This window comes from Neoalteromonas facilis (assembly GCF_002807665.1).
Lineage (GTDB): Bacteria > Pseudomonadota > Gammaproteobacteria > Enterobacterales > Alteromonadaceae > Alteromonas_E > Alteromonas_E facilis.
On sequence record NZ_PEAY01000006.1, the window covers coordinates 111,492 to 132,375 of the forward strand.

21 protein-coding genes are annotated in these 20,884 nt (G+C 46.4%); 11 read left to right on the forward strand and 10 right to left on the reverse strand.

Annotated elements, in window-relative coordinates; translation table 11 throughout:
- Positions 1 to 44: 44 nt before the first annotated feature.
- From dksA to panC, 6 genes are all read left to right on the forward strand, one after another.
- Entirely contained in the window at positions 45 to 494 is a 450-nt protein-coding gene (gene dksA / locus CSH93_RS15950; RefSeq protein ID WP_100644361.1) for an RNA polymerase-binding protein DksA, read from the forward strand.
- Between the two features lie 86 nt (positions 495 to 580).
- On the forward strand, positions 581 to 1,468 hold the full coding sequence (gene gluQRS, locus CSH93_RS15955) for a tRNA glutamyl-Q(34) synthetase GluQRS (protein WP_100644362.1): 888 nt from the start codon (positions 581 to 583) through the stop codon (positions 1,466 to 1,468).
- 150 nt (positions 1,469 to 1,618) lie between these two features.
- Positions 1,619 to 2,908 (forward strand): polynucleotide adenylyltransferase PcnB, encoded by a 1,290-nt coding sequence (gene pcnB, locus CSH93_RS15960; RefSeq protein ID WP_100644398.1) that lies wholly within the window; start codon positions 1,619 to 1,621, stop codon positions 2,906 to 2,908.
- Positions 2,901 to 3,431, forward strand: a complete 531-nt coding sequence (folK, locus tag CSH93_RS15965) for a 2-amino-4-hydroxy-6-hydroxymethyldihydropteridine diphosphokinase (RefSeq protein WP_100644363.1) — start codon at positions 2,901 to 2,903, stop codon at positions 3,429 to 3,431. The genes pcnB and folK overlap by 8 nt, the downstream gene beginning before the upstream one ends.
- Positions 3,428 to 4,222: a 3-methyl-2-oxobutanoate hydroxymethyltransferase gene (gene panB, locus CSH93_RS15970; RefSeq protein ID WP_100644364.1), complete on the forward strand. Its 795-nt coding sequence runs from the start codon at positions 3,428 to 3,430 to the stop codon at positions 4,220 to 4,222. Before folK ends, panB begins: the two co-directional genes overlap by 4 nt.
- Positions 4,223 to 4,250: 28 nt before the next feature.
- Positions 4,251 to 5,102, forward strand: coding sequence for a pantoate--beta-alanine ligase (gene panC, locus CSH93_RS15975; RefSeq protein WP_100644365.1), 852 nt, complete (start codon positions 4,251 to 4,253; stop codon positions 5,100 to 5,102).
- Here the strand turns inward: panC and CSH93_RS15980 are convergent.
- Positions 5,095 to 5,586 (reverse strand): hypothetical protein, encoded by a 492-nt coding sequence (locus CSH93_RS15980; RefSeq protein ID WP_124748992.1) that lies wholly within the window; start codon positions 5,584 to 5,586, stop codon positions 5,095 to 5,097. The two genes, panC and CSH93_RS15980, sit on opposite strands and share 8 nt — an antisense overlap.
- A gap of 95 nt (positions 5,587 to 5,681) precedes the next feature.
- Positions 5,682 to 7,319 (reverse strand): pyridoxal-dependent aspartate 1-decarboxylase PanP, encoded by a 1,638-nt coding sequence (gene panP, locus CSH93_RS15985; RefSeq protein WP_100644367.1) that lies wholly within the window; start codon positions 7,317 to 7,319, stop codon positions 5,682 to 5,684.
- A 168-nt stretch (positions 7,320 to 7,487) separates the two neighbouring features.
- Between panP and CSH93_RS15990 the strand changes: the two genes are divergently transcribed.
- Positions 7,488 to 8,213, forward strand: coding sequence for an EAL domain-containing protein (locus tag CSH93_RS15990; protein WP_100644368.1), 726 nt, complete (start codon positions 7,488 to 7,490; stop codon positions 8,211 to 8,213).
- Position 8,214: 1 nt separating this feature from the next.
- On the opposite strand, the gene trmB is transcribed toward CSH93_RS15990, so the two are convergent.
- The 5 genes from trmB to nhaD all read right to left on the reverse strand — a co-directional run bounded on the left by trmB (position 8,215) and on the right by nhaD (position 13,009).
- Positions 8,215 to 8,868 (reverse strand): tRNA (guanine(46)-N(7))-methyltransferase TrmB, encoded by a 654-nt coding sequence (trmB, locus tag CSH93_RS15995; RefSeq protein ID WP_100644369.1) that lies wholly within the window; start codon positions 8,866 to 8,868, stop codon positions 8,215 to 8,217.
- A 3-nt stretch (positions 8,869 to 8,871) separates the two neighbouring features.
- Complete coding sequence (locus CSH93_RS16000; protein ID WP_100644370.1) at positions 8,872 to 9,642, reverse strand: ABC transporter permease; 771 nt, start codon at positions 9,640 to 9,642, stop codon at positions 8,872 to 8,874.
- Positions 9,639 to 10,577: an ABC transporter ATP-binding protein gene (locus tag CSH93_RS16005; RefSeq protein ID WP_100644371.1), complete on the reverse strand. Its 939-nt coding sequence runs from the start codon at positions 10,575 to 10,577 to the stop codon at positions 9,639 to 9,641. Before CSH93_RS16005 ends, CSH93_RS16000 begins: the two co-directional genes overlap by 4 nt.
- 155 nt (positions 10,578 to 10,732) lie before the next feature.
- Complete coding sequence (gene pdsO / locus CSH93_RS16010; protein ID WP_100644372.1) at positions 10,733 to 11,461, reverse strand: sortase-associated OmpA-like protein PdsO; 729 nt, start codon at positions 11,459 to 11,461, stop codon at positions 10,733 to 10,735.
- Positions 11,462 to 11,599: 138 nt separating this feature from the next.
- Positions 11,600 to 13,009: a sodium:proton antiporter NhaD gene (nhaD, locus tag CSH93_RS16015; RefSeq protein WP_100644373.1), complete on the reverse strand. Its 1,410-nt coding sequence runs from the start codon at positions 13,007 to 13,009 to the stop codon at positions 11,600 to 11,602.
- 396 nt (positions 13,010 to 13,405) lie between these two features.
- Between nhaD and pdsR the strand changes: the two genes are divergently transcribed.
- Both pdsR and pdsS read left to right on the forward strand, forming a co-directional pair.
- On the forward strand, positions 13,406 to 14,101 hold the full coding sequence (gene pdsR, locus CSH93_RS16020) for a proteobacterial dedicated sortase system response regulator (RefSeq protein ID WP_100644399.1): 696 nt from the start codon (positions 13,406 to 13,408) through the stop codon (positions 14,099 to 14,101).
- Between the two features lie 2 nt (positions 14,102 to 14,103).
- A complete protein-coding gene (pdsS, locus tag CSH93_RS16025; RefSeq protein WP_100644374.1) occupies positions 14,104 to 16,266 on the forward strand; it encodes a proteobacterial dedicated sortase system histidine kinase in 2,163 nt (720 codons plus the stop codon).
- A gap of 10 nt (positions 16,267 to 16,276) precedes the next feature.
- On the opposite strand, the gene CSH93_RS16030 is transcribed toward pdsS, so the two are convergent.
- The 3 genes from CSH93_RS16030 to CSH93_RS16040 all read right to left on the reverse strand — a co-directional run bounded on the left by CSH93_RS16030 (position 16,277) and on the right by CSH93_RS16040 (position 18,418).
- A complete protein-coding gene (locus CSH93_RS16030) occupies positions 16,277 to 17,176 on the reverse strand; it encodes a LysR family transcriptional regulator (protein WP_100644375.1) in 900 nt (299 codons plus the stop codon).
- Between the two features lie 77 nt (positions 17,177 to 17,253).
- A complete protein-coding gene (locus CSH93_RS16035) occupies positions 17,254 to 17,949 on the reverse strand; it encodes a pirin family protein (RefSeq protein ID WP_100644376.1) in 696 nt (231 codons plus the stop codon).
- Positions 17,950 to 17,971: 22 nt separating this feature from the next.
- On the reverse strand, positions 17,972 to 18,418 hold the full coding sequence (locus tag CSH93_RS16040; RefSeq protein WP_100644377.1) for a DoxX family protein: 447 nt from the start codon (positions 18,416 to 18,418) through the stop codon (positions 17,972 to 17,974).
- A 297-nt stretch (positions 18,419 to 18,715) separates the two neighbouring features.
- Here CSH93_RS16040 and CSH93_RS16045 point away from each other — a divergent pair, with 297 nt between their 5' ends.
- Together CSH93_RS16045 and CSH93_RS16050 are read left to right on the forward strand one after the other, a co-directional pair.
- Positions 18,716 to 19,615 carry an AraC family transcriptional regulator gene (locus tag CSH93_RS16045; protein WP_100644378.1) on the forward strand — a complete coding sequence of 300 codons (900 nt, stop codon included), beginning with the start codon at positions 18,716 to 18,718 and terminating at the stop codon, positions 19,613 to 19,615.
- A gap of 166 nt (positions 19,616 to 19,781) precedes the next feature.
- Positions 19,782 to 20,828 carry an NAD(P)-dependent alcohol dehydrogenase gene (locus CSH93_RS16050; RefSeq protein WP_100644379.1) on the forward strand — a complete coding sequence of 349 codons (1,047 nt, stop codon included), beginning with the start codon at positions 19,782 to 19,784 and terminating at the stop codon, positions 20,826 to 20,828.
- Positions 20,829 to 20,884 lie beyond the last annotated feature (56 nt).

Genomic DNA, 20,884 nt, shown 5'->3' on the forward strand with positions numbered 1-20,884 from the left:
CATGTGAGATGATGTGATGGATTTGATTCTGGGAGAAGTGTCATATGCCAACAACAAAAGAAATTAAGCCACTCGGTCTATTGGCATTAGCCGGACTTGAGCCTTACCAAGAAGGCAAAGGCGAAGAGTATATGAATGAGAAGCAGATGGAGCATTTCCGTCTGATCCTCAAAGCATGGCGTGATCAGCTACGCGAAGAAGTCGATCGCACAGTAACTCATATGAAAGATGAAGCAGCAAACTTCCCGGATCCGGTTGACAGAGCCGCACAGGAAGAAGAGTTTAGCTTAGAGCTGCGTACGCGTGACCGTGAACGTAAGCTGATTAAGAAAATCGAGAAAACCCTAAAGCGCATCGAAGATGACGATTTTGGTTTCTGTGATTCCTGTGGGATAGAAATCGGCATCCGCCGCCTTGAAGCACGCCCTACAGCTGATCTTTGCATTGATTGTAAGACGATGGCAGAAATCAAGGAAAAGCAACTACAAGGGTAATACGGCAAGAAAATGCTACGTATTCAGCTCGAATTGCTGCAAAAAGCTGCACTGGGAAACCTGTGCAGCTTTTTTTGTGAGTTCCCATGACCCTGCGTTCTGAATATGTAGGCCGATTTGCTCCTTCACCAAGCGGTCCTTTACATTTAGGCTCCCTTTCCACCGCATTGTGCAGCTATCTCCATGCTCATCAGCATGAAGGCAGATGGTTGCTTAGAATTGAGGATATTGACCAACCCCGGTGCGTAGCGGGTGCAGATGAAGCTATTGTGGCTACATTACAAGCTCACGGACTACACTGGGACGGTGAGCTAACCTATCAAACTGATTTTTTAGCCGAATACCAACAAGCACTCGATACGCTCGAGACTGCAACATACCCTTGCGATTGCACTCGCGCACAAATTAAGACACGCACTTCTTCAGGCGTCTATGATGGGCATTGTCGCCAGAAAAAAATGCTAGCAAAACCCAATGCGCTGCGCTTTCGTCATAATGAACACATTGCCACGTTCACCGACTCACTGTTTGGCAAGGTTTGCGTTGAGGATGCACACTGCCTCGATGATTTTATTGTGAAAAGAAAAGACGGCCTGTTCGCCTATAACCTAGTGGTTGTGGTCGACGATATCAGGCAAGGTGTCAATCATATTGTGCGCGGCGCTGATCTCATAGACACTACGCCCAGTCACCTGGCCCTCTACCGAGCGTTGAAACAGCCCCCACCACACTATATGCATGTTCCGGTTTTATGTACTGCACCCAATACGAAACTAAGTAAACAAAACCATGCGCCCGCTATTGATGACACAGTAGCAAATAGTAACCTGCATCAGGTTTTAACCTTGCTCGGGTTTAAGCTGCCAAGAAAAGACGATCTATCGAGTGTATCGGCTACACTTGAATGGGCAAAACAACATGCTTTAATAGATAACCTCACGCCAAAACGCGAAATTATTGTCGAATCGCTCTAACAGGCTTATTATATGCGGCCAATGAGAGTAGCCCCCCACTAGGAGCTAAGGCGTATCATCAGTAAAGTTATAAATCGGGTCAAAAATGCGCTCACTGGCCAAGGCCCCAAGAACACCGACAGCGGTTTGGCCGACTTACGTCCAGTGATAATCCCTCGCGCTGATCATCCAGTGACCCGAAAAGAAATCAGTGACAATGCGCTAAAAGTGCTCTACCGCTTAAATAATGCGGGATACGAGGCATACCTCGTGGGCGGATGTATTCGCGACATCATGTTAGGCAAGCACCCAAAGGACTTTGACGTTGTAACCAATGCAACGCCTGAACAAGTGCAAGCACAGTTCAAAAATTGTCGCCTGATTGGTCGACGCTTTCGACTTGCGCATATCGTGTTTGGGCGAGAGATCATTGAAGTTGCAACGTTCCGAGGCCACCACGATGCCGACAACAAAAAAACTGAACTGAGCAAACAATCTGAGCACGGTCAGTTAATGCGTGACAATGTATTTGGCACTATCGATGAGGATGCCCAGCGCAGAGATTTTACGATAAACGCTATGTACTACAGCGTAGCCGACTATAGCGTCACCGATTTTGCCAACGGTGTAAGTGCCATTAAAAACCGTGAAATTGAATTAATTGGTCATCCTGAAACGCGTTACCGCGAAGATCCGGTCCGTATGTTACGTGCGGTGCGATTCGCGGCAAAGCTTGATATGCATATCACCGAGCGAACTGGGGAACCTATCCTTGCCCTGTCGGGTTTATTAAGCAATATACCGCCCGCTCGATTGTTTGAAGAATATTTAAAGCTCTTTTTAGCTGGGAAAGCGTTTGATACCTTTAAATTGCTGCTTGAATACAAACTGTTTTATCCGCTCTTTCCCTGCTTGGAGGGAGCCATACATAATGAAAGTAGTCGTGAATATCAGCTGATTGAGCAAGTACTAAAAAATACTGACAACCGAATCAATAATGAACTGCGGGTAACACCAGCCTTCTTGCTGGCAGCCTTTTTGTGGTACCCGTTAGAAGAACGCCATCAGAAATTGATGAGTGAGTCAGGACTACAACCTCATGACGCATTTAATATCGCCATGAATGACGTGCTGACCGCTCAAACTCGACGGATCATGATCCCGAAACGATTCACCACCACCATGCGCGAGATTTGGCAGTTGCAATGGCGCTTACCCAAACGATTTGGTAGACGAGCACAAACTTTGTTCACCCACCCACGCTTCAGAGCCGCCTATGATTTTATGCTGTTAAGAGGTCAGATCGAGGGTGGTCAAAGTCACGAAATCGCTCAATGGTGGACTGATTTCCAGAATGCTGATGCAGAAGGGCGCAAGAAAATGGCTAATAGCGGTGCCAAGAAGCCTCGCAGACGCCAACAACAAAGACGCAAACCGCGGACAAAAAATACCGATGCATGAACAAGTGTTTGTTGGCTTGGGTAGTAATATTCCCAATCCAAAATATGGTTCGCCTGAAGAGCAAATAAAAGAAGCCATTCACATTATTTCGCAGCAGCCTGACGTGACGCTCGTGCAGGCATCATCTCTGTACAAAAGTGCCCCTATGGGTCCTCAAGATCAGGATGATTACGTCAATGCCGTTGTCCATATCAGCTGCACGTGCACTGCCGATGCGTTGCTCGACACATTACAACAGATTGAACAAGCATTTGGTCGCGAACGTAAGCAAGACCGCTGGGGACCGCGTACAATGGACTTGGATATTTTGTTGTTTGACCAGCAAATTATCCAAACAAAGCGACTAACAGTGCCACATTATGGCTTGGCAGGGCGAGAATTTGTGTTGGTTCCACTGTTTGAACTAGCGCCCGACATGGTCATGCCCGACGGGCGGCCAATCGCCATGTGGGTCACTGAATGTTCACTTAAGGGTTTACGACGCATTCGACATGAATCAGAAGTAGAGGAGACTAACTCGTGAAAAAAGTAACCGTTGCCAGTTTGCTAAAAAGCAAACAACAAGGGGAAAAGATTTCAGCGCTGACGGCGTATGACGCGAGTTTCGCCAAACTTTTCGATGACGCGGGGGTTGATATCATCTTGATTGGTGATTCATTGGGCATGGTGTTGCACGGTCAGGATAGTACCCTTGCCGTCACAACAGATGACATTGCCTATCACACTCGTTCCGTTAGAGCGGGCGCTCAACGAGCACTCGTTGTCGCTGATATGCCATTTATGACGTACTCGACTCCTGAGCAAGCGTATCAGGAAGCCGCTAAATTAATGGCAAGCGGAGCCAATATGGTGAAGCTCGAAGGTGGTGAATGGCTCCAAGGCACTATTCAAGGCTTGGTAGAACGTGGTGTACCCGTGTGTGGGCATATTGGGCTTACGCCACAGTCAGTTAACGTATTTGGTGGCTTTAAAGTTCAGGGCCGCGATGATGACAAAGCACAAGCACTGGTTGAGTCAGCGAAAGCGCTAGAGTCTGCCGGTGCTCAGTTGTTGGTTATCGAATGTGTGCCGACACAAGTGGGCAAGCGTATTTCCGAAGCGGTTAATATACCGGTAATAGGTATTGGCGCAGGCGTGCATTGTGATGGTCAAATACTGGTCATGCACGATATGCTGGGCATTAGCGCCAACTATATGCCCAAGTTTTCCAAGAATTACCTGACTGTCACAGGCGATATTCCCAGTGCGGTGACACAATTTATCGATGATGTAAAAGCCGGTGTATTTCCAGATGCCAGCCACAGTTTCGATTAATTGACTACCGAAAAGCTAGAGATTACATATGCAAGTTATAGAGAACATTACAGCATTGCGCGAGCTTAGACGGACTTGGCAACTCAAAGGTGACGTTATCGCGTTTGTCCCAACCATGGGTAATCTTCACGATGGTCATTTAAAGCTGGTCAAACGGGCTAAATCGGAAGCTGATATTGTTGTCGTTTCAATTTTCGTTAATCCTTTGCAATTCGGCCCGGATGAAGATTTAGATGCCTATCCTCGCACGATGCAAGATGATCTTGCAGCACTTGAGGCACTGGGTGTTGATGTTGTCTTTACCCCCACCGCAGACGACATATATTCACGCGGTCTGGAACAACAAACCTTTGTTGAAGTACCGGGTTTGTCTTATATGGTTTGCGGTGCTAGCCGTCCAGGTCATTTCCGAGGTGTTGCAACTATTGTTTGCAAACTATTCAATATGGTTCAGCCCAATAAAGCCTATTTTGGTGAGAAAGACTTTCAACAGTTGCAAGTCATCAAAGCGATGGTGACTGACCTTTCAATGAATCTAGAAATCTTCGGTGTGCCAACAGAGCGTGAAAATGACGGCTTAGCCATGAGCTCACGCAATGGATATCTCACTAGCGAACAACGCACAATCGCGCCGTTTTTGTATCGCTGTATTTGCAATATAGCGGACAATATCCAACAAGGCCGACATGACTACAGCGCCATGATCACAGAAGCAAAAGCCGAGTTGCTGGCGAAAGGTTTTAAGCCTGACTACATTGAGGTACGTGCGGCTGAAACATTGCTGCACCCTGGACATGAAGACAAACACTTGGTGGTATTGGCTGCAGCGTTTCTAGGTAAAACGCGCCTTATTGATAATATTCAGGTGACCGTTAACTAAACCAGCGAATGCCATGTTCAGCCGCTGCGGAGCGATCTTGTGACAGCACGAGTTTAGTCAAACGTTCAGTTTCATCACGTAACGCGGTGTCAAAACCAATGAAGCTATACGCCACTTCTCGTTGCTCTTCGCTATAGCAGGCATGTTCAACGGGTGAAGCTGAAAACATCAATACTAACCCTTGTATGACCCGTTGAACCTTTTCATTTTCTTCTGGCAAAATAAAAGCTGTTCTCGCCGGTAGAACTGGCGCAGTTTCCCCATTCACCAAATCGGAAATCTCAGTAGCGTAACTTAACTCGCCGTCGATGTCGGTGCATGCGGTTAAATCGTAATAGCAGTTCATGCCGAAAGAAAAATCACTGTCTTCCAACATGGCTTGTAAAAATCGTAATCCATGCTCTAAACCAATAGCCCCGAGTGCCCATACAAGCATTGCATTGTTCGGCTGGGAAATTTTATACGCTATTGCTGGACTCAACACATTCACTCAACATATCTATACCACACAATACAAACCTAATGCGCGATGTAGGCTGAGTCAAGTTAGACATTAGTAGAGGAAAACAACGAGTGAGTTTAAGAGCCCACCGCGTGTTGGTGTAGATTGGCGAACTCTTGTAATTCCTGCCATTGGCGACAGGTTTTGGCAATGGCCAGTTGTTCAGTGAGAATGTTGTTCAAATCATCCACAGACGTTAGCGGGTTAGCTAACACAACTCTAAAGACTGTAATTGGTGATTGTGTATAGGTTTCAGTCGTTAGTCGGGTTCTGGACACAAAGGATTTACCCGCTTCACGTTGGCGCTTCTGAATGCTGACCGTAAGCTGATCCAGCAAATCATGGATTGCCACTTGCTGCTGCGGTGTCGCATTTACCCAGTAGCGCTGGATGAATTCAGGGACTACGCGATAGGTTAGCAAACTTAAAGTCGGTGTTGTGACCAATTCAAAGTCTGGAGCCTCTTCGATCATATCAGCGAAACGTTTGGCTTTTTCAATGCTTTGATTGATCAACAATTCGTAGCCTTGACGGCCCAATATATGTAACGAGGCATACACCAACATCGCCATTCCGTTGCGAGAACCTTCTAATGTTGTTGAACCCAGATCTTTAGAGCCTTCACGCAAAATGTATTGCGCATGGTGACGCACTGCATTGCTATGCTCAGGGTTTTTAAACAGCGCCATTCCAGCGCCCATAGGCACGTACATCTGCTTATGTGCATCAAACGTAATCGAGTCAGCTCGTTCTATGCCTTGCAGCTTATTACGGTAACGTTGACTGAACAGCGTTGCGCCGCCCCAAGCCGCATCGACATGGAACCAACACCCAAGCTCCTGAGCAACATCAGCAAGTTCATCCAACGGATCCACATGCCCTGTTTCGGTTGTCCCTGCAACACCCACAATAGCCAATAATCGCTTATTCTGCGCTTGATACTGTTTGCCCATGGCAAGGGCTTTTTCGGGTGACAAGGTTTGCGATAAACAATCAACCGTCACCATTTCGTTGCGCCCAATGCCCAACAAATCCATTGCCTTAGACAAGGAATAGTGACCACGCTTAGAAGTTAATATGCCAATCCCGTCAATATTATAATGGCGATACGCTGCCATTAAGCCTGCACGTGACACCCCAGGGAAGTTCCCATCCGGCTTGAGCAACTGATTTCTTGCTACCCACAATGCCGTCATATTGGCAACTGTTCCACCCGAGCAAAACGCGCCTAAAGAGTGGCGAGCGCTGTGCAAATGTTGCTCGTAAAACGCATCATCACGCTGATATACCAGGTTGTGCATCATGCCTAAAACCTGACGCTCTAATGGCGTAAAGGCTTTAGAAGTTTCAATTTTTACCAGGTTCTGATTTAACCCCACCATTAGCTTAGCTAACGGTAAATGAAAATAGGGTAACGCCGAGGTCATATGACCTATGAAGGTGGGAGAATAGGTATTAACGGAATGCGCGACGAGCTTATCGAGCAAAGACTCAGCATGTTCCGAGACAAACTCTGGGATCTCAGGTAATTTTGCATCAGCAAAATCCTGCTCTATGTCTTCCAACGAGGTCTTTTTTGCCACCACATGTTGTGACAAAAAGTCAGCCAAATTGTCAGAGATATGCTGTTCAATTTGTGCGAGCTTTGAATTCACCTGTTCGGGTTTGGTAAAAACCCGCAAAAGATGACTCATACTGACTTCAGCTTTACTCACTGATATACCCTCAAACTACCCGAAACGCTGCCCACCGCTAAAACGGTGATCGCGGACTTTACCTTAGTTGAATGGTTTTACCAAGTGATAAAGCACGCACAAACAAAATACGTATTCGTAAATGATCTGTTATAGTTTTAATACAGAGTATGAGGATTATTTGATCGAATGCCAATTACAGAGGTCACTGACAGTTTTTCTCTTGAGCGCATCGTGCCGTTTTTTCAGCCTATCATCGATATGCAGACCAACAGCGTATGGCGCTATGAGTGCTTAGCGCGCCTAATTAATGAACAGGAACATACATTTCTACCTAATGAGTTTCTGTTTATCGTCGAACGCAATAATTGGTGCCAACAATTGACCGAAACGATGTTATTGCAATGTGCGCAATATTTCCGGCATGTGAATATTCCTTGGAATATTAATTTAGACACAACCGATCTGCAAAACCCCAATCTGTTGCCCTTTATTCGCGATGCCCTTGAAGATTATCCCAATCCTCACCGGATCAGTATTGAGATCACAGCTCATGCTGCATTGCGCCACGAGAGTCAGCTAGGCGAATTTGTCGACCAATGTAACGCAATGGATATTGGCGTTTTCATCGATAACCTAGGCGAAACCCCTGTGAATGTGCAGCGCCTTTTGACCTTACCGATTAACGGGGTAAAACTCAGTGGCAAGCTAATCAATCACTATCAAAGTGATAGCAGCATTCAAGATTTTGTCGAGCATATTTGCGAAGTCGCAGAACAACGAGGTGTCAACGTAGTTGCTGAGCATATTGAGTCAGAATCCAGCCTACCGATGTTGGAGCAATTATCGATTCGCTATGCACAAGGTTTCCTATTTAGCCGCCCTAATGCCAGTGTATTGACTAACGGCCGGTAAATTAGCGGCTCGTTAGCGCCCAACATATTTGACCGCTGGCGAAATACTTACGCTCAAAAGGGGTAATAGGGTTCTCGCAAGGCAGTTGTTCGATCGTACTATCCACACCATATAGCGACAATGCGATCTGGAATTCTTTCACCAATAAATCCCAGTTACTGCGCACGTAAAGTGTGCCTCCCAGCCCCATAAAATCCGGCATTGCAGGGCTCGCATGCCAACGCTTTTGAACTTGAGATGGTTTTGGATAGGGATTGGGGTAGTACAGACAATGCTTAGCGAGTTTAATGCCTTGTTGACGCGCTAAGTACCAAAAGTCGCTGACATCCGCGCGCACCACAATATAGTTATCAGCATTGTCACCGTAGTGCTGGTGTTTGCCCAAACGCAGCGCTGATTTATCAATGCCGATGACTTTAGCATGGGGATTGTGTCGCGCAATATGCGCAGTACTCTCGCCGACGCCACAACACGAATCAAATATGATATCGCCAGCAAAATCCCCTAACCACTCCAAGCATTGATTAAAGGCCTCAACAGTATGCTGATGAGGCACATGACGACGCTCGCTGTTTTGATAACGCTGAACGTAATGAACCAGCTTTTCATGCGGTTCTAGTTGTGTTGATGTTACGCTTCGGGCCTGTGATTGCATAGATTAATTACGGATCCCAACACCACGTTGCAACAACATGTACGCTACAGTGAATAACAATGCATTAAATCCAACGAGAAGTGCTAGCGAAATAGTAACATCTACGTCCGACTTCCCTAAAAACCCATAACGAAACCCATTTACCATATACACAATTGGATTGGCTTTACTGACGGTTTGCCAAAACTCGGGCAAGAGTGAAAGCGAATAAAACACACCGCCCAAATACGTCAACGGGGTTAATACGAAGGTTGGGATAACCGAGATATCATCAAACGTTTTTGCGTAAACGGCGTTGATTAAACCGGCTGTTGCAAACAATGTAGACGTTAGTAGCAGTGTTGCCACAATGACGCCCAAGTGCATTAGCTGAAGATCAACGAACAATGAAGCGACAAAGGTTACGATGATACCGATCAGCATCGCTCGCGCGACACCGCCACCGACGTACCCCATGATCACAACCCATGTCGGCACAGGGGCCACCAACAACTCTTCGACATTTCGCTGAAATTTAGCACTGAAGAATGACGAGGAAACGTTGGAATAACTGTTGGTGATAATCGCCATCATGATCAAACCGGGTACGATGAACTCCATGTAGCTAACACCGCCCATGTCCCCAATGCGCGACCCGATAAGGTTACCAAAAATAACAAAGTAGAGACTCATGGTGATAGCGGGTGGCACTAATGTTTGTACCCAGATGCGCAAAAAGCGCGTGCATTCTTTAATCCAAATAGTGCGAAGCGCAACAAAGTATAAATGATTCATGCGTTACTCCCCTGCGTGTTATCGCTGCGCCCGGATTCCACCAACCGAACAAATAGCTCCTCAAGTCTGTTGGCTTTGTTGCGCATGCTCATGACTTGCACACCTTGTTGCGTTAACTGTGTAAATACCGGATTCAACCCTTCAGACTTCTCTACGTCGACTTCTAAGGTGTGATCGTCAAGCAAGCGAGATTCATAGTTAGGCAAGTCTGGAGCTTTATCGACAGGGGTAATATCTAACACAAACGTTTCAACATTCAAGGTTGATAACAATGCCTTCATACTGGTGTTTTCGACAATTTGCCCTTTATCAATGATCGCAATATTGCGACACAAGCTCTCAGCTTCTTCCAGATAATGCGTGGTCAAAATGATGGTAATGCCCTGCTCATTTATTTGCGTTAAAAAACGCCACATCGAGCGACGGATCTCAATATCGACACCTGCCGTGGGTTCATCAAGGATTAAAATTTGCGGCTCATGCATAAGGGCGCGCGCAATCATCAAACGGCGCTTCATCCCTCCAGACAACGCTCGAGCTGGGGAGTTTCGCTTCTCCCACAAATCAAGTTGCTTGAGGTATTTTTCTGCACGCTCTCTTGCAACAGAGCGTGGCACACCATAGTAACCCGCCTGATTCAGGACAATTTGCATCAACGTTTCAAACTGGTTGAAATTAAATTCCTGCGGCACTAAACCAATGCAAGACTTCGCTTGCGTCAATGCGTTATCTATGGAGTGGCCCATTACATGAACTTCACCCGCTGATTTATTTACCAGTGAAGCAATAATGCCAATGGTGGTTGATTTGCCTGCGCCATTAGGTCCAAGCAGCGCAAAAAAGTCGCCTTTAGAAACTTGTAAATCAACGCCTTTTAGCGCTTCCACGCCACCTTTATAGGTTTTTTTCAGGCCTTTTATATCTAGTGCTAACATGTTGATCTCAACGCGTTGATAATAGCAATGTGCGCCCTGTTGGCGCACATACAAAAGTGATATGTGCTGGCATTATCGCAGATTTCAAGGGCTGAGTGGATAGTGGAATGGCATCGCAAGCTCACGGATTGTGAGCTTGCCTGTACAGACTGTATTTATTGTTTCGCAGTTAATATCTTTTGTGTGGGCGCAATCATGAGCACCGCTTTACGATCAAAGAAATAAGACTCCATTGAAGGCTCTGTCTCAGATTGTTTTTCACCCATGGCAGTAAAGGATATTTTATCCTGCCCTACGCCTTCAGCAATCAATGCTTGCTGTACTGCGCGAGCACGATGTTCAGATAAAGCAAGATTATCTTTCGCACTGCCACGCGGATCAGCATATCCCATAATGTGCACGGCTAAACCGTCAGTGCTATTAAGCAATTCACTGATCAAATTAAGCTGCTCCGCGTACACTGGTTGAATGTCTGCTGTGCCCGTTTTGAATTGAATAGAGGTTGTCAATTCCGGTAACAAAGGCTCTACGGCTTGTACTTCGTTTACTGGCTGCAACATGGCTTTTTGCTGCCAAGCGAAGAGTTCTGATTGCATCGCATTCAATGCCTCCGTCTTATCAGCCAGCGCAAGTTCAGATTGAGTCAGTTTTTCATTTTGCACACTGTCATTACCAATCATTAAACCAATGATACCACCTACAACCGCGCCTATCGGCCCAGCCGCTATACCGCCCATTGCGGCGCCGGTGGCTCCCCCTACCAAAACTTTGGGTGATTCGTTAACTTCATCGGTCTGGTTTGCTGCAAATACCGATTGTGACGTCGCCATAACTACTAGCGTTGCGATTGCTGTTTGTTTAAAAATGCGTTGTGTATTTTTCATGTTCGGTTTCCTAAATGTGCCCAGTGGGCGTTAAGTTCCTATATAGGAAACCAAACCGAGGTGCAGGTGCTATTGCGATGTTATGGCAAGTCTAAGTTGAATTATGGCGAGATTGTGGCAGCGCCTTAGCACATAGTGCTAGGCGCCATTTAACCAAAAATGTACTGCAATACTAGCGGCGTATCCCAATGCGATAATCGGTGTCCAACGCAAATGAGAAAAGAAAGTATAGTATCCGCGCGCCTGACCCATTAACGCAACGCCTGCCGCAGAACCGATGGACAACAAACTACCTCCCACACCAGCCGTCAACGTAACCAATAGCCATTGCGAGTGCGACATGTCCGGGTCCATCGTCAATACTGCAAACATCACCGGAATGTTGTCCACTATTGCCGACAGAATTCCCACCATGATGTTGGCTCCCGTGGCACCTAGCGAGCCATACATAAATTCAGATGCGAGCGCCAAATACCCCATAAACCCTAAACCACCAACCGCGAGGATCACGCCATAAAAGAAAAACAAGGTGTCCCACTCTGCTTTAGCAACCTTCGTAAAAATATCAAATGAATCAGGGTCGTTGTGAGAGCCAGGTAAGCTATCGGATTCATGGTGACCATTGTCATATTTCACTTTGAGGTAAAAGCTAAACAACTTCAAATAGCCAAGGCCAAACATCATGCCGTATACCGGAGGGAGGTGTAAAAAGTTATGAAAACTAACGGCAGTAGCGATAGTAAGCATAAACAAACCAACAATAACCAGACCTCCCGGCTTTATGACACTGACTGAGTTTCCATCTCCATCAGGACTGCCCGACGGCAACGCAAATGACATAATGATTGCGGGTACCAAGAAATTAACCAGCGAAGGAACAAAGAGTTCGAAGAACTCTGAGAATGCCAAGATCCCTTTTTGCCAGACCATCAAAGTCGTGATGTCACCAAAGGGGCTAAACGCACCTCCCGCATTCGCCGCAACCACAATATTGACACAGCTGATACTGATAAACTTACCGTGCTCACCTCCAACAGCCATAATAACCGCACACATAACGAGCGCGGTGGTTAAGTTATCCGCCACTGGTGAGATAAAGAAAGCGAGGAACCCGGTTAACCAAAATATTGCCTTAAAGCTAAAACCTCTGACGGTCAATGTGTCACGCAAGGCATCAAAAACATCACGTTCCAGCATAGCGTTGATGTAGGTCATAGCGACAACCAGGAAGAAAAACAGCTCTGCGTATTCAAGAAAGTTGTGCCTGATTGCGCCCTCGACTAACACGGAATGATCTGACCCCATGTACGCAAAGGCGATAAAGACCCAAATTAGACTAGCGGCCACCAAAACCGGTTTTGATTTGCGCAAATGTATTTGTTCTTCGAAGATCACAAATACATACGCGATGGCAAAGATAGCCAGCGCCGCATAGCCATAACCACTGGTTACTAAGCTTAAAGCGCCAGAAGACGCTTCTTCAGTGCTTGCCCATGCCAACGCTGGGCTACAAACCATCAATACAATCATCAATAAACGTAACAACATGGAATTCCTTAGCGCGTCGAGGTTGGCTGCGTAGCTTAGTAGGTGCAGTGTAATGTAACATTCGACTTTAGTCGCGCGATCCACCATGACCTCGATCAAGCTTTGTTAGAAAACTTCAATTAGTCACGCAAATACGCGTCTACTAACTCGCCCGGCGTCTCCCGCACAAATAAAAATTTCATTATATTCATGTTCTTAGAGTTAATCACTTAAGTCTCGATCACACTTTATTTTATGCTAAAAAGACGCTGAGCTAGCGCGCATTCAGCTGCTTTATACTTGTCATAGTATGGCGACTTCCTGCACAAATGTGGCAGAAAAATGGAATTTATCGTTCAAGCCTTATGTCTCATCATTTCTCAGGTACACTACAGCTCAAATCTGAATAATAGTTACATTATGAAGCGCATAGTTTTAGTTGAAGACGATACTGCATTACGCGAAAACTACACTGAGGCCTTTAGTCGTCAGGGGTATAAAGTGGTCGGTTATGACAACCGGGCTGACGCTGAATCAGCCATGGCCACACGCTTACCAGATTTGGCCATTATTGATATCGGGCTTAAAGACGAGTACGACGGCGGTTTCAAGTTGTGTCAAACCCTGCGTCAATGGTCTCCAACGTTACCGATTATTTTCTTCACTGCGCGAGATAATGACATCGATACCGTGAGCGGACTGCGCATGGGTGCTGATGACTACATCACTAAAGACATTTCATTGCCGCATCTTTTGGCTCGCGTCGCGGCATTGTTCAGGCGTTCAGAATTACAAAACGCACCGGTAGATGAAACAACATTGATAGAGGTAGATGAGCTTCAACTAGATGCCAGCCGTATGCAAGTTCAATGGAAAGGGCAACTGGTGGATTTAACCGTGACTGAATTCTGGATGTTGTACTCATTAGTGAAACGCCCAGGTCATGTCAAAAGTCGGCAACAATTGATGGATGACTCCAAAATGGTAGTGGACGACACAACCATCACGTCTCACATTAAACGTATTCGCCAAAAGTTTGTACAACTCGATGACCAGTTTGAACATATTGAAACACTCTATGGCATGGGTTATCGCTGGAGAAGCATGACCTAGCCATGCGTATCCCAATCCGTGTACAACTGCTGTTTATGTCGGTCTTTTTGCTGGCCATTCCAATTATTGGATACCAGTATGTGTGGGAGCTCGAATCGTACTTGCGCACCGGTCAGGAGCAAACCATGATAGGCACCGCTCGCGCCATCGCCAGTGCTTTACATGAACGTGAAAGCCTGTTTGATTCTCCTGCGACCAAAAGAGAAAGCGTCCGGCCGGGTACCGATTTATATGCCGTGCCCATTCGACAAGCGATCAAATTAGATGGCAAGTTCGACGACTGGCGTGAAGCTCAGCCAATTGTGCGTCACTACGATGCCCGCTATCGCATCGATGACACAAGCGGCCCCTTTGTGCAGCCTGTCAGCCTGTCGTTTGATCACACGGTCGGCAGTTTTCAACAATACGTGTATGCAATGTTTGCGGTGAAAGATAATGTTTGGGTTAAGCGCGGTCCCAACAGCCTCGGCATTGCTAAGAATGATCATTTGATGATCGCCATGAGCGACAGTGACGGTAATATTCATCGCTACGCCATCGCGCCACGCCGCGAAGGATGGGTAAATGGTTTTTCGTTATCACCCGAGGCCAATAGCTACGACATTTTAGGTAACGAAAATCGCATTCAAGGGCAATGGGTAGCGAGCGCTGACGGCTACAATATTGAAATCCGCTTTCCGCTAGCAATGACCAGCGGCGATTTAGCTTTTGCCTTTGTTGATGTAGATGAATCCGTTACCGGCTCCATCGTTAGTATTATCGGTACGGCCAACCCAAATCAACAAAATGAACTAGGTACAATCGCTACCCAGTCTAGCGACATTGAACAGCTGTTAACCAGCTTACAATACACACGTTCTCGTGTGTGGGTGGTGGATAAACATTTAAGAGTACTCGCCCGTGCAGGCGATATACAATCAGCAACGGGGATCCAGCCTGGGCGCGCCAATTCATCTGAGCCGTCTTGGTGGCAGCGCATAGAGCAAGAGTGGCTGCTCCCGCTTTATTACCTTGTACTGACGCGCCCCAGCAATGATTTCATTGATGAGTTAGACAATGCCTTTGCGCTCGAAGGCAAAGACATTGCCAATGCGCTAGATGGCCAAGCCGATTCATTATGGCGCCTGAGTCCTGACAACAAGGCCGTTATTCTGTCAGCTGCACATCCGATTTATGTTGAAGATAAAGTGATCGGTGCGGTGGTAGTCGAACAAACGACCAATGGGATCCGCACTCTACGCAACCGTGCTTTAGAAAAACTATTCCACGTTATGCTAGCTATCACCGTGGTGGCCATTCTAACCATTCTGTTGTTCGCCACCCGCATTACCAACCGCATCCGTAAGCTTCGTGACGCAACGGAGGCTGTTATAGACGACAGTGGTCGTATTGTGGGATCTCTACCCGAAACCAGACGGTATGACGAAATCGGCGATTTATCGGCAGCCTTTTCTAATGTGCTAACACGCCTAACACACTACACACAATATTTAGAAAATATGTCTTCTCGCCTGTCTCATGAATTACGTACGCCGGTAGCGATTGTGCGTTCTTCGTTAGATAACTTGATGAGTATTGAACAGAATGAAACGCAACGGGCTTACACTCAAAGAGCATTAACCGGTATAGACCGGTTGAGTCATATTTTAACCCGAATGAGCGAAGCGACTCGCTTGGAAGCCTCCCTGATCAGTGAAAACAAACTGCGTTTTAATGCGTTAGATGTGGTCACCATGTGCGCTGATAGTTACCGTACCATTTATCCTTCGCATCCATTTGAACTGCAAACCAACATTAATGAAGCCACACTCGAAGGGATCCCTGACCTGTTCGCACAAATGCTAGATAAAGTGGTCAGTAATGCTGTCGAATTCAGTCAACCGGATTCACCCATCAGGTTCAATGTGTGGGAAGAGAGCTACTCGATTGGCCTGAGTGTTACTAATTACGGTAGCCAGTTGCCCACAGCAATGGCACACGAGTTGTTTCAATCGATGGTGTCACTTCGAGAAGGGCAGCAACAGGATGATACGCAAGTGCACCTTGGTTTAGGACTTTACATTGCGCGCAGTATTGCTGAATTTCATAATGGTGAGATCGCTATCAGTAACCTACCAGACAAAAGTGGTGTCTGCGTTATGTTTAAGTTTAAAAAACCGAAGTAAGCACTTACATTCAGGCGTTATTCATCCAATTGATAGTAGAAGCATGCTCATAGAACCATTGAGCGGCTCGCCCATTAACGGCTTTTGCTTTTGCCACATACATGGGAATTGGGGGGCGAGGAATATCGGTGTATTTGATCACGAGCGCTTTGCTATTTAATTCATTTTGGATGGCATGGATCGGTAAAAAGCCAACCCCAAGGCCACGTTTCTGTGCTGCTATTTTATGAGCCAATGAACTCACATGAATGGTTTGCCTTGCGGCAAACAAACCCGAAGAACGCTGAGCAAGTGTACGAGAGGAGTCTGTAACGACAATAGCTGGAAAGGCCTTAACAGCATCAGCAGGAATAGGGTCGCTTTGCTTTGCTAATGGATGCTCGTTGGAAACAGCAAATACCCACTCGGCTTCACCAATAGGCGATATATCGTACATACCACTCACCATTTCACCACTTACTCCGATGGCTATATCAGCGCGCTTAGTGTGCAATGCATCCCAACCGCCCCCTAACACTTCCTCGATGATTTGAATATTGACCGGCTTTTCCAGTTGGCAGAATTGTTCTATCAAGTCTAGTAACGGTGCGCAGGGTAACAATGAGTCAATCGCTATGGTTAACCGTGGCTCCCAACCGGACTCTAGCTCTTTGACTTTCTCGCTTAATCGATCTGCCGCTTGCAACAACTGCAACCCTTCTTCAAGGACCAACTTGCCTGCAGGCGTCAGTACTGCGCGATGGCCACTGCGATCAAATAAAGAAACGCCAAGGCCCTGCTCTAGTTTACTGACCGTATAAGTTAAAGCCGATGGTACTTTAAATAGCGCATCGGCCGCTGCTGCAAAGGAGCCCTTTTCTTGAATGGTTTTTAGCACCATCAGCGAATCTAAGTTGATCAAGTTAGCCATGGCAGCCTCTTTTACCCGGAAAAAATAAATATGAACCCAATAAGATGCCGGAAGCAATTGCCACCGGCACAAACTAACTATGGAAGGTCAAAAAACAGTGCTTTAACTGCGCTGTCACCTTGCTTTTGCAAAGTCAGTGTTTCTTGCTGAGTGATATGTGCACCATCACCCGGTTGCAAGACCTCTCCGTCAATTTGCATTTCACCCTCCATAACATGGAAAAAATAGTTACGTTGCGGATCAAGTGACACATGCAGTGCTTCATCTGACGCAAGATTAAGATGATTTAACTCTGCGTCTTGCTTGATTTTCAACGTTCCCTCTCGACCATCAGGCGTTACGATAGGGGTTATCGGCTTCGACAGATCAAAGCGTTTCTGCTGGTAACCCGGCTTGCCGCCTCGTTCAGAAGGTACAATCCATATTTGCAAGAACGACAATAGATCTTGCTTTGAGGCATTGTACTCACTATGCGTTATACCATCTCCTGCCGACATCAACTGGAACTCGCCAGCAGGCAATACTTGCTCATGCCCTTCACTGTCTTTATGCACCATTTCGCCATCAGTTACCAAGCTGATAATTTCCATGTGGCTGTGACCGTGTGTTGCAAACCCAGCCCCAGGCGATACCAAGTCATCATTGATAACTCTTAGCGCTGACACCCCCATGTGATTGGGATCGTAATATTGCCCAAATGAAAAGGTGTGGCGGCTCTCGAGCCAACCGAAGTTGGCTCTGCCTCGGGATTCAGACGATCGAATGTGGATCATAGTATCCTCCTCAACACGGTAATTAAGCTAGGCGCTTCGCTATAACATTATCGATAGCGAATCGTCCGGCACCAGAGAAAACAAGAGCAATGCTGATGGCCATCAAACTCAAACCAAATTCATAGCCGTTGTTGCTCATAAATAACCCGTTTTCTAAGTGCACCGTAACAATCGCCACCAGCATTGTTATTGCGAGTACCAATGCCGCTGGACGAGTAAGTAGCCCGGCAATTAATAACAAACCACCAAAGAACTCAGCACTTCCGGCCATCAAGGCCATAAAGTAACCGGGCTCTAGGCCAATAGATGCCATCCACTGCCCTGTACCTTCTAAGCCATATCCACCAAACCAAGCAAATAGCTTTTGCGCTCCGTGCGCCGCAAAAATAATCCCAGCCACTAAACGTAATGCAATCGGTGCTAAAGACTCGTTCGAACGAAATACTGATAATACTGTTGTGTTGTTCATCGCTATACCCTCAAGTTCAATTAATTTAAATACAAATGAATCAGTGAGGACATTATTAATCTAGCACCTAAATATTGTTAGCGGAAAGTTTGCAACGCATCATTCAAATATTTTGAATAAAAATAAAGAGCGCAATTTACCCGCGGTTAACGCACATTGATTTTGATTGCGAGATAGTCAAATACTCGCGAATGATTGCCTATTCGTCCGGACGTTATGGCCTGACTGTAGAAAGACTAGCCGAAAGGTCTACAATGATTGGGTAAATAAAGTTCAACACTAACATGGGTGACTTAATTGGCTGATCCACATTGCCTAGAAAACCAGTCAACAACATTGGCTCAAAGCATAGCCTGCCGAACAGCCGGTTCTGAATGGGTTTCATCAGCCATACAAGGATTGGACTTTTATCGCCAAAATGCACCGACATCCCGCACAGTATGTGTGGTTGAACCCAGTATTGCACTGGTAGTTCAAGGTAAAAAAAGCATGACGCTGGGTGAGAAAACCTACGTGTATGATCCGAATAAATTTTTGATCACATCTCTCGACCTACCGGCTCAAATGCAAGTGTTAGAAGCCAGTGCGGAAAAGCCGTATTTGGGCGTCGTGTTAAAGATTGACTTAGCGGTTCTGAGTGATCTCATTACGCAAGGAACCTTGCCTAAAGCTCACGTCGCTGAAGAAGAGCAATGCATGGTACTTGGCACAACAACACCACATTTGTTGAATGCATTTCAACGCTTGGTAGGTCTGTTGGATGAACCAGAATCGATTGCGGTGCTAGCACCGTTAATCAAGAAAGAAATCGTGTGGCGAGTTTTGCTTAGCGAACATGGCTCTAAACTGCGGCAAATTGTATCGGCTGGAAGTCATGGATTGCGGATAGCACGCTCGATCATGTGGCTTAAATCTAACTTCAATCGGAGTTTAAGTGTGGAAGGCTTAGCTGAAATGGCACAAATGAGTAAGTCCACGTTTCATCACCATTTTCGTCAGCTTACGTCAATGAGTCCGCTTCAATACCAGAAACGCCTAAGGTTAATGGAGGCTCGGCGTCTTATGATGGGAGAAGACCTAGACGCTTCTGCTGCCGCATATAGCGTGGGATATGAGAGCCCATCACAGTTTTCCAGAGAGTATTCACGCCTTTTTGGCAACTCGCCAAAGCGGGATGTGACCGCTCAATGGCAATAATTAAGGTGCGCTAGCACCCTGTAAACGCATTTTGGACATTTTGCAGTATTAAAACGTACTAAGCCTCATGTCGCAGAAACTACCAGACACTTTGCAGGCACTACGTTGTTAAAACCAAATAGTAGTACTAACTTTTAAAACATCTAAATTTAATAAAGGGGAACACATGAAAACAATTGGTTATGCCGCTCACTCTTCAGACGCTCACATGGTGCCATATCATTTTGAACGCAGAGATTTGCGCGAAAACGACGTCGCAATTGAGATTCTTTACAGTGGCATTTGTCACTCGGATTTACACACCGTAAATGGCGACTGGGGACCTCAACACTACCCGCTAGTACCCGGCCATGAAATTGTCGGACGTGTTGTTGATGTGGGTCCGGCAGTAAAGCATTACGCGGTTGGTGATTCCGTCGCTGTCGGTTGTATGGTGGATAGCTGTCAGACATGTGACCAATGCCACAATCACGAAGAGCAATACTGTCGCAACGGCATGACACCTACCTATGGTGCGCCAGATAGAGTATCGGGCGAGATCACCCAAGGCGGTTATTCGAAGCACATTGTTGTGCGTGAAGAGTTTGTTCTACGCGTACCAGATGCTCTAGATTTACCGCGCGTCGCGCCTATTTTATGTGCCGGTATCACAACCTATTCACCGCTACGCACCTGGGATGTTAAACCCGGATCTCGCGTGGGTGTTATCGGATTAGGTGGGCTTGGCCATATGGCGGTTAAATTGGCCGCTGCCATGGGAGCCAAGGTGACAGTTATCAGCCGCTCGGACAAAAAATCGGAAGAAGCCAAGCACAGTGGGGCCGAAGGAATATTGGTATCAACTGACGCGGACGCGATGAAAAAGGCCACTGCAACATTTGACCTGATAATTGATACTGTGCCGGTAAAACACAATGTGGATGACTATACGCCACTACTTGATGTTGATGGAACCTTGGTCATTGTTGGTCAAGTTGGTCCGATGAATGAATCCATGACAATCCCTTTGATTATGGGCCGCAGACGTGTTGCTGGCTCACTAATTGGTGGCATTAAAGAAACGCAAGAAGTGTTGGATTTCTGTGCTGAACACAACATTCACCCTGACTGTAAAATGATCAAACCAGAAGAAATCAACGATGCTTTTGGACATCTTACAAAGGGTGACGTAGCACATCGATTTGTCATCGATATGGCATCATTAGCGGTTTAAGTTTACTATAGAAAACATAAACGGTAGTTGTTTCAACTACCGTTTATTTTTTTCTC